Source organism: Pandoraea sp. 64-18 (assembly GCF_001899225.1).
Taxonomy (GTDB): Bacteria; Pseudomonadota; Gammaproteobacteria; order Burkholderiales; family Burkholderiaceae; genus Pandoraea; species Pandoraea cepalis.
Map to the genome: position 1 here is coordinate 131,651 of NZ_MKVU01000005.1, position 14,080 is coordinate 145,730.

The 14,080-nt window shown below is 64.1% G+C and carries 10 protein-coding genes; 3 read left to right on the forward strand and 7 right to left on the reverse strand.

The annotated features are described in order from the left end of the window. The first annotated feature begins 23 nt into the window (after window positions 1-23). From BGP02_RS02170 to BGP02_RS02180, 3 genes are all read left to right on the forward strand, one after another. Complete coding sequence (locus tag BGP02_RS02170; RefSeq protein ID WP_130025737.1) at window positions 24-1,259, forward strand: HlyD family secretion protein; 1,236 nt, start codon at window positions 24-26, stop codon at window positions 1,257-1,259. A gap of 37 nt (window positions 1,260-1,296) precedes the next feature. Then, window positions 1,297-2,847, forward strand: coding sequence for a DHA2 family efflux MFS transporter permease subunit (locus BGP02_RS02175; RefSeq protein WP_026131667.1), 1,551 nt, complete (start codon window positions 1,297-1,299; stop codon window positions 2,845-2,847). 244 nt (window positions 2,848-3,091) lie between these two features. Beyond that, window positions 3,092-3,586, forward strand: a complete 495-nt coding sequence (locus BGP02_RS02180) for an acyl-CoA thioesterase (protein WP_130025735.1) — start codon at window positions 3,092-3,094, stop codon at window positions 3,584-3,586. 141 nt (window positions 3,587-3,727) lie between these two features. Here BGP02_RS02180 and truB read toward each other — a convergent pair whose 3' ends face one another. From truB to scpB, 7 genes are all read right to left on the reverse strand, one after another. Then, a complete protein-coding gene (gene truB / locus BGP02_RS02185; RefSeq protein WP_286797552.1) occupies window positions 3,728-4,714 on the reverse strand; it encodes a tRNA pseudouridine(55) synthase TruB in 987 nt (328 codons plus the stop codon). A gap of 117 nt (window positions 4,715-4,831) precedes the next feature. Beyond that, entirely contained in the window at window positions 4,832-5,266 is a 435-nt protein-coding gene (gene rbfA, locus BGP02_RS02190; RefSeq protein ID WP_261938712.1) for a 30S ribosome-binding factor RbfA, read from the reverse strand. Window positions 5,267-5,349: 83 nt separating this feature from the next. Further along, entirely contained in the window at window positions 5,350-8,298 is a 2,949-nt protein-coding gene (gene infB / locus BGP02_RS02195; RefSeq protein WP_150563587.1) for a translation initiation factor IF-2, read from the reverse strand. 80 nt (window positions 8,299-8,378) lie between these two features. Then, a complete protein-coding gene (gene nusA, locus BGP02_RS02200) occupies window positions 8,379-9,854 on the reverse strand; it encodes a transcription termination factor NusA (RefSeq protein WP_017231556.1) in 1,476 nt (491 codons plus the stop codon). Continuing rightward, complete coding sequence (gene rimP, locus BGP02_RS02205; RefSeq protein WP_017231557.1) at window positions 9,851-10,309, reverse strand: ribosome maturation factor RimP; 459 nt, start codon at window positions 10,307-10,309, stop codon at window positions 9,851-9,853. The genes nusA and rimP overlap by 4 nt, the downstream gene beginning before the upstream one ends. A 460-nt stretch (window positions 10,310-10,769) precedes the next feature. Further along, window positions 10,770-12,590 (reverse strand): pseudouridine synthase, encoded by a 1,821-nt coding sequence (locus BGP02_RS02210; protein WP_442796468.1) that lies wholly within the window; start codon window positions 12,588-12,590, stop codon window positions 10,770-10,772. A 153-nt stretch (window positions 12,591-12,743) separates the two neighbouring features. Then, a complete protein-coding gene (scpB, locus tag BGP02_RS02215; protein WP_286797553.1) occupies window positions 12,744-13,964 on the reverse strand; it encodes an SMC-Scp complex subunit ScpB in 1,221 nt (406 codons plus the stop codon). Between the last annotated feature and the right edge of the window lie 116 nt (window positions 13,965-14,080).

Genomic DNA, 14,080 nt, shown 5'->3' on the forward strand with positions numbered 1-14,080 from the left:
AAGAGATTAGTACGGAGCGAATGATGAGCGAGAACCAACAACAAACGCCTGCCCAGCCGGCTCAGGCCAATGGCAAGCGCCGCCGCATGATGCTGACGCTAACGGCCGTGATCGCGATCGCGGCCATCGCCTACGGCGCCTATTACGGGCTGTATGCGCGCTTCTATGAAGACACCGACGACGCTTATGTCGCGGGCAATGTGGTGCAAATCACCCCGCAGGTGCCGGGGACCGTGACCGGCGTGAAGGTCGACGACACGCAAATGGTCAAGGCAGGCCAGCCGCTGGTCACGCTCGACCCGACCGATGCCCGCGTCGCCCTGCTGCAAGCCGAGGCCAATCTGGCGCAAACCGTGCGTCAGGTGCGCACGTACTTCGTGAACAACGACGCCTATGCCGCCACCGTGGCCATGCGCGAATCCGAATTGGCCAAGACGCAGGCCGACGTGAAGCGCCGTGAAATGGCGATTGCGACGGGTGCCGTGTCGCGCGAAGAACTCGCCCACGCCCAGGACGCCGTGAAGACCGCACAGGCGTCACTCGAGCAAGCCCGCGCGCAGTGGGTGTCGAACCGGGCGCTGACGGACAAGACGTCGGTGACCACCCATCCGAACGTGCAGCAAGCCGCCGCCAAGGTACGCGCCGCGTATCTCGACTACGCCCGCACGTCGATCCCGGCGCCGGTCGACGGCTACGTGGCCAAGCGTTCCGTGCAAGTGGGTCAGCGCGTGGCGACGGGCGCGCCGCTCATGGCGCTGGTGCCGCTCAATCAAGTCTGGGTCGATGCCAACTTCAAGGAAGTGCAGATCGCGCATATGCGCGTCGGCCAACCGGTGACGCTCACGGCGGACGTGTACGGCTCGTCGGTGGAATACAAGGGCACCGTGGCGGGCTTCTCGGCAGGCACGGGCAGCGCGTTCTCGCTGCTGCCGGCACAAAACGCGACAGGCAACTGGATCAAGGTCGTGCAGCGTTTGCCGGTGCGTATCGCACTCGACCCGAAGCAGTTGCAGCAACATCCGCTGCGTGTCGGCCTGTCGATGCAGGTCAAGGTGGACGTGCGCAATACGGACGGCAAGGAACTGGGTGAAGCGCCGGCGCTGCCGGTGTACGCCACCGATGTGTACGACAAGGTGGGTCATGACGCCGACGACATCGTCGCCAAGATCATCACCGAAAACGCCGGTGCCGCGGCTGCCTCAGGCGCAAACGGCGCCAGCGACACGCGCAACCAGCCGGCTCGCGCACGCCCCCTGTAAAGCGGAGGGGGGTGGCCCCCACCCCCTTTGACATCTCATGGCAACTCAAAACGCTCCTGGCCCCCTGACGGGGAGCCAGTTGGTATTCGGCACCATCGCGTTGTCGCTCGCCACGTTCATGAACGTGCTCGACACCTCGATTGCCAACGTATCGATTCCCGCCATCTCCGGCGACCTTGGCGTCTCGTCGAGTCAGGGGACGTGGGTGATTACGTCGTTCGCCGTGGCCAACGCCATCTCGGTGCCACTCACAGGCTGGCTGACCGAGCGCTTCGGCGCGGTGCGGCTGTTCATTTCGTCGATCCTGCTGTTCGTGCTGGCATCGTGGCTGTGCGGCATGGCGCCCACGCTCGAATTCCTGCTGGCGGCCCGTGTGTTGCAAGGTGCGGTGGCCGGTCCGATGATCCCGCTCTCGCAATCGCTGCTGCTCTCCAGCTATCCGAGCGCGAAGAGTTCGATGGCGCTCGCGCTATGGGGCATGACGACGCTGGTCGCCCCCGTGATGGGCCCGATTCTCGGCGGCTGGATCTCGGACAACTACCATTGGCCCTGGATCTTCTATATCAACATCCCGGTCGGCATTGGCGCCGCTTACGCCACTTGGCTGATCTATGCCAAGCGTGAAACGCCCACGCAACGCAAGCCGATCGATACCGTCGGGCTGGCCTTGCTCGTGTTGTGGGTCGGGTCGCTGCAAGTGATGCTGGACAAAGGCAAGGAACTCGACTGGTTCAATTCGTCGACGATTGTCGTGCTGGCGCTGGTGGCGTTGGTGTCGTTCTGTTTCTTCGTCATCTGGGAAATTACCGAGGAACATCCGGTGGTCGATCTGACACTCTTCAAGCGGATCAACTTTACGGGTGGCGTGGTGGCGATCTCGGTGGGTTACGGCCTGTTCTTCGGGAACCTGGTGATTCTGCCGCAGTGGCTGCAGATCCATCTCGGCTATACCGCGACGGAGGCCGGCCTGGTGCTGGCACCGGTGGGCCTGTTCGCCATCCTGCTCTCGCCAGTGATCGGTAAAACGCTGCCCAAGCTCGATGCCCGTTGGGTCGTGACCGTCTCGTTCCTGCTGTTCGCGCTGGTGTTCCTCATGCGTTCGCACTTCAATACGCTCGTCGATACGCGCACGCTGATGATTCCGACGTTCCTGCAGGGCGTGCCGATGTCGATGTTCTTCATCCCGCTCACTGCGATCATCCTGTCAGGGTTGCCGCCGAGTCGCATTCCGGCGGCGGCGGGGCTGTCCAACTTCGTGCGGATCACGTGCGGTGCGGTGGGCACATCGATTGCGACGACCATGTGGGAGAACCGGATCACGCTGCACCATGCGCAGTTGACGGAGCATTTGACGCCCTACAACCCGACGTACAACGCCTCCGTGCAGACCCTGAATCAACTCGGCATGAGCACACCCCAGGCCAACGGTTACATCGACCGGCTAGTCACGCAGCAATCGGCGATGCTCGGCGCGAACGATATTTTCTGGATCTCGGCGCTGCTGTTCGTGCTGATGATCTCGATGGTCTGGATCACGCGGCCGATGAAGGGGGGCGGCGGTGCCGACGCTGCGGCCGGCGCGCATTGAAGCGAAGTCTTCCCCAGTGTCTGGCCCTGCCCTGTGCAGCCGGACACCTCTCGAACCCCGCTGACGTTAGCGGGGTTTTTTTTGGCCACGCCGACGATGCGCGCAACGCATAACAGTGAGGTTGATTCGCGACCCGCGTCGGCAACGACCACGCAATCGAAGTATGATGGCGCACTGCCCGACGCGATACCGGAATACCGCACGACGCTCGGGAATGTCACGTCCCCCAGCCAAAACCAACATCATGACGACCCCGCAGAACCCGAACGAACGCTCAGAAGTCACTTTCCGCTTTCTGGCCGAGCCGGCCGCCGTCAATTTCGGCGGCAAGGTGCATGGGGGCTCGCTGATGAAATGGATCGACGAAGTGGCGTATGCCTGCGCAGCCACCTGGTCGGGTCGCTATTGCGTGACGGTCAGTGTCGGCAACATCCGCTTCCGCCGTCCGATTCTGGTGGGCAATCTGGTGGAACTGCGTGCGCGTATCGTGGCCACCGGGCGCACCAGCATGCACATCCATGTCTCGGTGCACGCAGGCGACCCCAAGTGGGGCGAGCTGCGTCAGACGACCGATTGCCTGATGGTGTTCGTCGCCGTCGATGAGAGCAATCACCCGGTCGGCATTCCGTCGTTCGAACCGAAAACGGACGAGCAGAAAGCGTTGGCCAAGTACGCGATGGACGTCAAGGCAGCGCTCGACGCCATCGTGGAACTCAAGCCGGAGAACGTCGCCCACTGATGTCGACGGCGGTCGCCCGACCGCTGAATGGCGCGAGGGGCGCCCCTCGGGAACCGACGAGGCGCGCGAGCATGCGCCTCATCGCAACATCGGCTGGCCGCGACTGAACGGCGCCGACTGCGCTTGCTGCGATGACGTCGCTTACTGGGTCTTCAACAGCCGTTGCGGTGTGAGCAGCGCCTCGCCATCGAGTCGCGCAACGCCGAGCAACCGCACGGCGGCGTCGCCATCGGCTTCGGCATACACCTTCACCTCGATCGCCTCGGACGCCCCGGCGCACGCGCGCAGCGCCTGAGGACAGCGCGCCTCGTCCAGACGCAGACGTTGTCCGTGGCTGAAGCGCCTGGCGAGCGTTTCGTCGAGCCAGATCGTCGGCAGCGTCTCGAGCAACGCATCGACCGGTGCCAGCCTCTGCACACGTTGCGCGTGATCGAGCGCCCCCAAATCTTCCAGCGTCACGGCGCCGTCAAGCGTGAGCGGACCGACGGCCGTGCGGCGCAGCGCGCGCAAATGCGCGCCGCAGCCCAGCGCCTCACCGATATCTTCGGCCAACGTCCGCACGTAGGTGCCTTTGCTACAAGTCACGCGAAACGAGAACTCGGCGACGGCCGGCAACGCGCACGCTGTCATCTCCAACGCGTGAATCGTGACCGCACGCGCTTCGCGCTCGAGGGTCTGCCCCGCGCGCGCATATTCGTACAACGGCTTGCCGTCTCGCTTGAGTGCCGAATACATCGGCGGCACCTGCGAGATCGGGCCCGTGAAGCGTGGCAGCACCGCGCGAATCGCCGCTTCGTCCACCGTCACAGGGCGCGTTTGCAACACCTCGCCCTCGGCGTCGCCGGTGGTCGTCGTCTCGCCCAGACGCACCAGCGCTTCATAGGTCTTGTCGGCTTCGAGCAAGTCCTGCGAGAACTTCGTCGCCTCGCCGAAACAAAGCGGCAACAGACCGGTCGCCAACGGATCGAGCGTGCCGGTATGCCCCGCCTTCAACGCCTGTAACAATCGCTTGGCCCGGATCAGCGCGTCGTTGGACGACAGGCCCAGCGGCTTGTCCAGGAGCAACACGCCATCGAGCGCGAAACGGGGAAGTTTTTGGCGGGGTGCCTGCGAACGCGGGTCCGTCATGATGCGCAGAGTGCTTGAGAGAGTCTTGTGGGATACAACCCCTGGCACTCATCGCAAGTGCAAAGGTCGTGCCATACCGCCGGGCCGGCCCATCGGGCAGCCCGGCAGGGGGCATCGTCAATCGACGGACTTGCCGTCGTCTTCCTTGTCGCTGTGCGCGTCGTCTTCGACGACGCCGTCGTTCGCTTCGTCTCTCGCTCGCGTCGCGTTAGCCGTATCGATCAGTCGCGACATTTCGATCGCACGTTCGATCGACTGGTCGAAGTGGAAATGCAACGTCGGCACCGTGTGGATGTGCAGCCGCTTGAACAGCAGATTGCGCAGGTAGCCCGCTGCCTCGTTGAGCGCCTCGCCGGTCGCCTTCGGCTCACCGGTCAGCGTCGTGAAAAATACCTTTGCATGCGCATAGTCGGGTGTCACTTCCACGCTTTGCAGCGTCACCAGACCAATACGCGGGTCCTTCACTTCGCGCTGTATCAACTCCGACAGATCGCGCTGGATCTGATCGTTGATGCGAAGGTTTCGACCCGGAACGCCACGTTTCTTTGCCATAACATACTCGCTAGTAATGCAATGGCCCACGCCACCGGTTTCCCGGCCTGGTGGGCCATTCCACATTCATTGTGCAAATCGCGTTACAGCGAGCGCGCAACTTCCGTGATTTCGAACGCTTCCAGTTGGTCGCCTTCCGTGATGTCGTTGAAATTCTTCACCGACAGACCGCACTCGAAGCCGGACTTGACTTCCTTTACGTCATCCTTGAAGCGCTTGAGCGAATCCAGCTCGCCCGTGAAGATGACAACATTGTCGCGCAACACACGCACATGCGACGAACGCTTGACGAAGCCGTCCAGGACCATACAGCCGGCCACCGTGCCGATCTTCGGCACACGGAACGTCTGACGCACTTCGACCGTACCGGTGATCTCTTCCTTCTTTTCCGGCGACAGCATGCCCGACATCGCCGCCTTCACTTCATCCACAGCATCATAGATGATGTTGTAGTAGCGAATATCGATACCGTTCGACTCGGCCAGCTTGCGTGCCAGCGCATCGGCGCGCGTGTTGAAGCCGATGATGACTGCCTTCGACGCCGTCGCCAGGTTGACGTCGCTTTCGCTGATGCCACCCACGGCAGCGTGCACGATCTGCACACGCACTTCCGGCGTCGAGAGCTTGTTGAGCGACTGCGCCAACGCTTCCTGCGAACCCTGCACGTCGGCCTTGATGATGAGCGGCAGCGACTTGACTTCGCCTTCGGCCATCTGCTCGAAAATGTTCTCGAGCTTCGCGGCCTGCTGCTTGGCCAACTTCACGTCGCGGAACTTGCCCTGACGGAACAGCGCGATTTCACGCGCCTTGCGTTCGTCCTGGACCACGAGCACTTCTTCACCCGCGCCCGGCACTTCCGACAGACCCTGAATTTCCACCGGGATCGACGGACCCGCTTCCTTCGCGTTCTTGCCGGTTTCGTCCAGCATCGCACGCACACGGCCATAGGCCTGACCGGCCAGCACCATGTCGCCACGACGCAGCGTGCCCGACTGCACCAGAATCGTCGCCACCGGACCCTTACCCTTGTCCAGCTTCGCTTCGATCACGATACCCTTGGCCGCGGCTTCCGCCGGCGCCTTCAGCTCCAGGACTTCGGCCTGCAGCAGCACGTTCTCGAGCAGATCGTCGATGCCCGCACCCGTCTTCGCCGACACCGGCACGAACGGCGATTCGCCGCCGTATTCTTCCGGCACCACGCCCTCGGCCACGAGTTCCTGCTTCACGCGGTCCAGGTTCGCATCCGGCTTGTCGATCTTGTTGATCGCGACCACGATCGGCACGCCGGCGGCCTTGGCGTGCGCAATGGCTTCCTTCGTCTGCGGCATCACGCCATCGTCCGCCGCGACCACGAGAATCACGATGTCCGTGGCCTGCGCACCGCGAGCCCGCATGGCCGTAAAGGCTTCGTGACCCGGCGTGTCGAGGAACGTCACCGTACCGCGCGGCGTATCGACGTGATAAGCACCGATGTGTTGCGTAATACCGCCGGCTTCGCCCGCCGCCACCTTGGCGCGACGGATGTAGTCCAGCAGCGAGGTCTTGCCGTGGTCGACGTGACCCATCACCGTCACCACCGGCGGACGCGGCAGCGCTTCGCCTTCCGTCGCATCGTTGCCCAGTGCCAGCAGCGTTTCCGGATCGTCCAGCTTTGCGGCGATCGCGCGGTGGCCAAGCTCCTCCACCACGATCATGGCCGTTTCCTGATCGAGCACCTGGTTGATGGTCACCATCTGGCCCATCTTCATCATCAGCTTGATGACTTCCGAGGCCTTCACCGACATCCGGTGCGCCAGATCGCCCACGCTGATCGTTTCCGGTACGTGAACATCACGCACGACCGGCTCGGTCGGGGCCTGGAACGACGAACGATCATCCTGCGAATGACGGTCGCCACGACGGCCGCCACGGCCACCGCCACGCCAACCATCCGAACCACCGCTCGTGTCGCCGCGCGTCTTCATGCCGCCGCGCTTGTTGCGGTTATCGGCATCCTTCTGCCAGGCGCCCGGCTTCTTGTCCTTCTTGTCGGCGGCACCCGCGGTCGTCGAGGCCGGGGCGGCTGCCGCCGGCTTCTTGTCCGCCGGCTTGGCCGACGCGGCACCTTCCGGCTTGGCCGGCTTGTGCAGGGTACCCTTCGCTTCCGGCTTGGCTGCAGCCGCCGGCGCGGCAGGTGCCGGCTCCGGCGCCTTGAGCACGCGACGCGGCGCGTTCAGCATTTCGCGAATGGCACGCGCTTCGGCTTCTGCCGCCGCACGGCGCTTGCGAATCGCTTCCTCTTCGGCACGAGCCTTGTCGGCCGCCGCGCTCGCCTTCTCGGCGGCCGCGCGCGCTTCCTCGCTGGCCTTGCGGGCCTGCTCGCGTTCGGCTTCGGCCTTGGCCGCTGCCGCCTTCTCGGCTTGCTCGGCCTTTTCGGCGTCGGCCTTGGACACCTTCTCGGCTTCGACGTCGACCTGGGCCTCCGCCTTCGCTTCGGCCTTCGCCTTCTGTTCGTCGGCCGCCTTGGCCGCCGCGGCGCGCTCCGCTTCCTCGCGCGCACGGCGCTCGGCGGCTTCCTTCTCTTCGCGCTCGCGACGCTCGGCTTCCTCGCGCTCCAGTTGTTCCTGGCGCAGCTTGAGCTCAGCCGCTTCCGCCGCCAGACGCTCCGCTTCGCGACGCGCGTCTTCTTCACGCTGGCGCAGGGCTTCGTCTTCGGCGGCAGCCGCCGCGCTCTCCGCGCCTTCCGCGACGTCGTCACGCTTGACGAAGGTGCGCTTCTTGCGCACTTCCACCTGAATCGTGCGCGCCTTACCGGTCGCGTCGGCTTGCTTGATTTCCGAGGTCTGGCGACGCGTCAGAGTAATCTTCTTTTTGTCGCCGTCGCCGGCGCCGTGCGAACGGCGCAGGTGCTCCAGCAGACGGGCCTTGTCGGCTTCCGTCAGGGAATCGTCGGCGCTGAGTTTTTCCACGCCGGCGGCTTTGAGTTGCTCCAGCAACACGCCGGCCGGCATTTTGAGTTCTGCAGCAAATTGGGCTACGTTGATGCTCGCCATTCAAACCTCTTCAAGCAAGGCCAGGCGCCTTGCGGTTAACTTCAAAGTTCACTGTTCCATATACATGCCAGGGCAGGTCATCATTGGAACCAGTGCTCTCGCGCTTTCATGATCAGGGCTTTCGCGGCTTCCTCGTCGACGCCGGTCATCTCGGTCAGTTCGTCGACGGCCAGCTCGGCCAGATCATCGCGCGTCTGAATTTCGTGCTCGGCCAGTTGGGCCAGCAACTCAGGCGACATACCGTCGAGGCTCTTGAGATCGAGCGCAACGCCCTCGACTTTCTCCTCGGTGGCAATCGCCTGTGTCAGCAGGGCGTCGCGCGCACGATTGCGCAGTTCATGCACCGTGTCCTCGTCGAACGCTTCGATCTCGAGCATTTCGTTCAAAGGCACGTAGGCGATCTCTTCCAGGCTCGAGAAACCTTCCTCGATCAGAATGTCCGCCATTTCTTCGTCCACATCGAGACGCTGCATGAACAGCGAGCGCAACGTGCCACGCTCCTCGTTCTGCTTCTCGGCCGACTCGTCCGGCGTCATGATGTTGATCTGCCAACCGGTCAGATCCGATGCGAGTCGCACGTTCTGACCGCTGCGACCGATCGCCACCGCCAGTTCGTTCTCGTCGACGACGACGTCCATGCTGTGCTTTTCTTCGTCCACGACGATCGACTGCACCGACGCCGGCGCAAGCGCGCCGATCACGAATTGCGCGGGGTCTTCCGACCACAGCACGATGTCGACGTTCTCGCCGCCAAGCTCGTTACGCACCGCCTGCACGCGCGTGCCGCGAATGCCCACGCAGGTGCCGATCGGATCGATACGCTTGTCATACGCCACCACGGCGATCTTGGCGCGCACACCCGGATCGCGAGCGGCCGACTTGATCTCCAGCAGACCTTGCTCGATTTCCGGCACTTCCATGCCGAACAGTTCGATCAGGAATTCCGGCGCCGTGCGCGAGAGCTCGATCTGCGGGCCGCGCGCCGTGCGGTCGACCTTCGCGATGTACGCGCGGACACGGTCGCCGATACGCAGATTTTCCTTCGGGATCAGTTGATCGCGACGCAGCAGCGCTTCGACACGGCCCGACTCGACGACCAGGTTGCCCTTGTCGAGACGCTTGACCGCACCGGTCATGATCTTCTCGCCGCGATCCAGGAAGTCCGTGAGGATCTGTTCGCGCTCGGCATCGCGGATGCGCTGCAGAATCACCTGCTTGGCCGCCTGCGCACCGATACGACCGAATTCGACCGACTCCACGGGTTCTTCCACGAACTCGCCGATCTCGATGGACGGGTCGTCTTCCTTGGCTTCGAACTCCAGAACCTGCTTGTCCGGCTCTTGCAGGCCCGCCTCGTCCGGCACCACGACCCAGCGACGGAAGCTCTCGTGCTCCCCCGACTCGCGGTCGATATGTACGCGAATGTCGACGTCCTCGGCATAGCGCTTCTTGGTGGCCGAGGCCAATGCTGCTTCAAGCGCGGCGAACACGACGTCCTTGTCGACGTTCTTTTCGCGCGCGAGCGCATCGACCAACAGCAATACTTCGCGACTCATCGTTTGCGACTCCTAAAATCAATCTGCGGCACTAGGCGCGCACGGTCAATATCCGCGAGGGTGAAGTCGAGCAGCGCCGGGCCGCCCTTGCCTTCGAACTCCAGGCTCAAGTTCTCACCTTGCGGCGCCTGCAGGATGCCGCGAAACTGCTTGCGACCTTCCAGCGGCACACGCAACGTAAGACTCACTTCCGCACCGGCAAAACGCTCGAAGTCACGCAGCTTGCGCAGCGGACGATCCAGCCCCGGTGACGACACTTCGAGTCGGTCGTAATTGACGTTCTCGACCATCAGGACATGCGAGAGCTGACGGCTCACCGTCTCGCAGTCATCGATCGCGATGCCTTCCGGCTTGTCGATGTACACGCGCAGCAAACCGCCGCCGGCGCGTTCAATATCGACCAGCTCGTAACCCAGGCCTTCGACCGTGGTCTCGATCAGTTCTGGCAATTGCAACTTTGCTCACCCTAGAAAAACTCGCGCGCATTAGCGGCGCCCGACAGGTCTGCGCGCCCCGCATGGGGCGCCGCACGATACCGGCCCTCGATCGTCCGGGCCGGCGTACCCGTGTCGGCACACCCACTCCCGAACGCGGCGGCATCGGCCGCGCGCAAAACGCTCGCGGCAAAAAAAAATGGGCGAAACGCCCATTTCTTACAGCCTCATTGCGCATGAGGTGCGTGCCGCAACAGGAGTTGCTGCACGCGGACCAGCTTATTGATTGATTTTATATGATTTTGGGCCGATTTGCAACGCTTGGCACCCCCAAAACCCGTCGGACAGGCGCCCTTGCCGCGTTGCCGCATGCAGGATGGACCCAACGAACGAATGTCCCCGTTATTTCGGACGCCAGGCCAGGGGCAACACACTGGCGCCCCTGCCTGCCGTCGTCCGCCCTGGGGGCGTTCCAACGAAATCAACGTGAACGGTTGCCGCCGCGATTGCCACGGTTGCCTTGATTGCCACCACCTGTATTGCCGCCGCCACTTCCACCCGCACGGTTGCCGCCACGACTGCGATTACCATTGACGTTACCGTTGCCGCCACCGTTACCGCCGCGCGACTGACCGCCAAAACCACCGCCGCCCGCCGACGAATTCCCACCGCCGAAACGTCGTCCCTCGCCTCGCGGCGAAGGCGTTTGCCCCGGGTAGCCGCCGCTCGGGCCAACGAAGGCCGTCAGCGGATTGGGCCGGGGACGACGCGACTGGCCCGGCTCGCGGCTGAACACGCCCAAGGCCGTCTGCATCGGGTCCGGTTGACGGCGCGGCTCTTTCGGCGCGCCGGCTTTGCCGCCACGACCACCCACACTGCCCTTGTCGTCCGAGCCGGTGCCCGGCATCTTCATGCCGACCGTCGCGAACAGGGAGCGCACCTGCGCCTCGTCCAGCTCTTCGTAACGGCCGCGCTTGAGACCGCGTGGCAGCGTCAGCGGGCCGTAACGCGTACGGATCAGACGACTCACCATCAGGCCCGCCGCATCGAACATGCGACGCACTTCGCGGTTGCGGCCTTCGGTCAACGCGACGTGATACCAGTGATTCGACCCTTCGCCACCGCCGTCCTGCAACCGCAGGAAATTGGCTTTGCCGTCGTCCAGCTCGATGCCGCGCAGCAGCTGCTGACGCGACGCCTCGCTCAATTGCCCCACGGTACGCACGGCATATTCACGCTCGATGCCATAACGCGGATGCATGAATCGGTTCGCCAGATCGCCCGACGTCGTGAGGATCAGCAAGCCTTCCGTGTTGAAGTCCAGGCGCCCAACGGCGAGCCACTTGGCCGTCTTCATCGGCGGCAAGCGATCGAATACCGACGCACGGCCTTCCGGATCGGAATGGCTGACGATCTCGCCCGACGGCTTGTGATAGAGCAGCACGCGCGGCGGTTTGCTCGTGATGCGACGCTTGACGAGCTTGCCGTTGATGCGGACCTGATCGGTCGGCAGAATGCGCTGACCGATGTGCGCGGGCTCGGCGTTGACCGACACGCGTCCGGCGAGAATCAGCTCTTCCATCTCGCGACGCGATCCCATGCCGGCCTCGGCCAGCACTTTGTGCAGCTTGGGCGCCTCATCGTCCGGCGACAGGACACGACGGTCGGCCGGGCGGCGGCCGCGCTTGGCAGCCGCCTTGGCATCGCCTTCGGACTCGTCGCTATCGAAGCCACCCGACGTCACGAACGCGAACAGATCGTCGTCACCGCCCTTAGGCGCCTTGCCACCCTTGCCGCCCTTGCCGCCACCGACGCCTGCGCCGCCCCGGGCACCGCCCGTCGACTCCTTGCGGCCACGGCCCTTGGCACCCTGCGGCGCCCTGCCTGTCGGCGTCGCACCATGACCGCTGGCTGCGCTGCCATCGCCTTGCGCCGACTGCGCCGGCGGCGAGGACTGTGCGGCACCGTCACGCTTGCCGCTACGCGGCTTACGGGGTGCGGCATTGCGGCCTCGCGCCTGAGCGGCCAACGGTGCACCGTCGGCGCCCAATGCTTGAGCTTGCGGCGCATCGCCGTGCGGTTCCCCGCGTGGGGCGTCCGACGCGGCAGATTCACCTGCGCCGCCGTCCTCGCCTTCACGCTTGGATTGCTGAGCCGCCCGACGGCGGGCAATCAGACTGCGCGGACCACGGCGCAAGCCGCGGCGCGATGCTTTTTCGTCGCCGCCCTCGCCTTCCGGCGCACGGGCTTCGGCACCAGCATCGCGTGCGTGCAGGTCCTGGGATTCTTCGATTTGTTTCAACACAACCTCATTGGAAAACGGGATCGTCGCGGGCAGGCGTAAATGGCTGCCCCGATCCGTGTTCGCACCATGAATGCGCGGCAAATGCTTGCCGCGACTTCGTTCTTATCGCTAACGGCCCTGCTGGTGCGCGCGACGCGATGCGCCGACGCCTCAGGTGCCCGTGACGAGACTCTTGTCGTCCCCGTCGCTCTCGTCGTCATCTCCCTCACCGGACAGGGGCTGCCCGGTGGCGGGTTCGTTCGCTGCCGAGTCGGCAGCGTGCGGGGAAACCTCTTGTGTTACCGACGCCGCGGGATCTGCCGCCGACGTCGCTACATCCTGCGCATCTTGCGGCGGATCGTCGCCGACCGACACCGCAGACTCCGATTCTTCGGAAAATTCCTTGTCCTGCGCGACCTCCACCGACATTGCGGCACTGGAGGACACCGGCCCTTGATCTGCCTCGCCGTCGCCAGACTTCGCTTGCGTCGCATCGTCATGCACCGCGTCGACCTGCTCACTGACGTGCGCCGCGCCCGCGAGTTCCGCGAGCGATGCCCGTTCAGCGTCTACCGGCTCAATCTCCGCCGGCGCCTCGACCGGGACTGTCACCCCATCGTCGCCTTCGCCTTCCGCCATCACGGCGTCGAGCAACGCGTCTTCCGTCGGCCCGTCGCCCTCGCCCGGCGGCGGGCGCTGATCTTCGGGCAGCCCTTGTGCAAGCGGCAGGTCATCGGCACGCGCTTGCGCCAGACGTGCCAGCGCTTGCGCATCGGCGACAGGCACGTCATCGGACATCGCGTCATCCCCCGCGCCGGCCTCGGCACGTTCGCCGAATTCGATGTTCTGCTGCGCGAGCAAGTCGATCTGCGCCTGTGCGGCCGGATCTTCGAGCGGCGGCAACGCATCGAGCGCCCGCAGCCCCAGATCGTCGAGAAAGTCCTTGGTCGTGGCGTACAGACCCGGGCGTCCCGGCACATCTCGATGCCCGATCACCTCGATCCAGCCTCGATCCTCGAGTTGCTTGATGATCTGTGTGTTGACCGTCACGCCGCGAATCTCCTCGATATCGCCGCGCGTGACCGGTTGACGGTACGCGATGATCGCCAGCGTCTCCATCACCGCTCGCGAATACTTCGGCGGCTTCTCTGGATTCAGGCGATCAAGGTATTCACGCATGCGCGGACGGCTCTGGAAACGCCAGCCGGTGGCCAACGCCACCAATTCCACACCTCGGCCATCCCATTGCACGCGGATTTCCTCGAGCAGCGCGCGCACCGTGTCGCCAGACACGGCGTCATTGAAAAGCTTGCGCAGATCGCCGACCTTGAGCGGCTCCTGCGCGCAAATCAACGCGGTCTCGAGGACGAGTTTCGCCTCTTGGGTATTCATGTGCGACTAAGCAGACCGGGGGCTTGGCGACCCGGTATCAGGAATAAATGGATGCTTGGAACACGAGAAACGGTCGTAACCGCTTCGCATAAGCGCGCGCCCGATTGTGTTCGGTC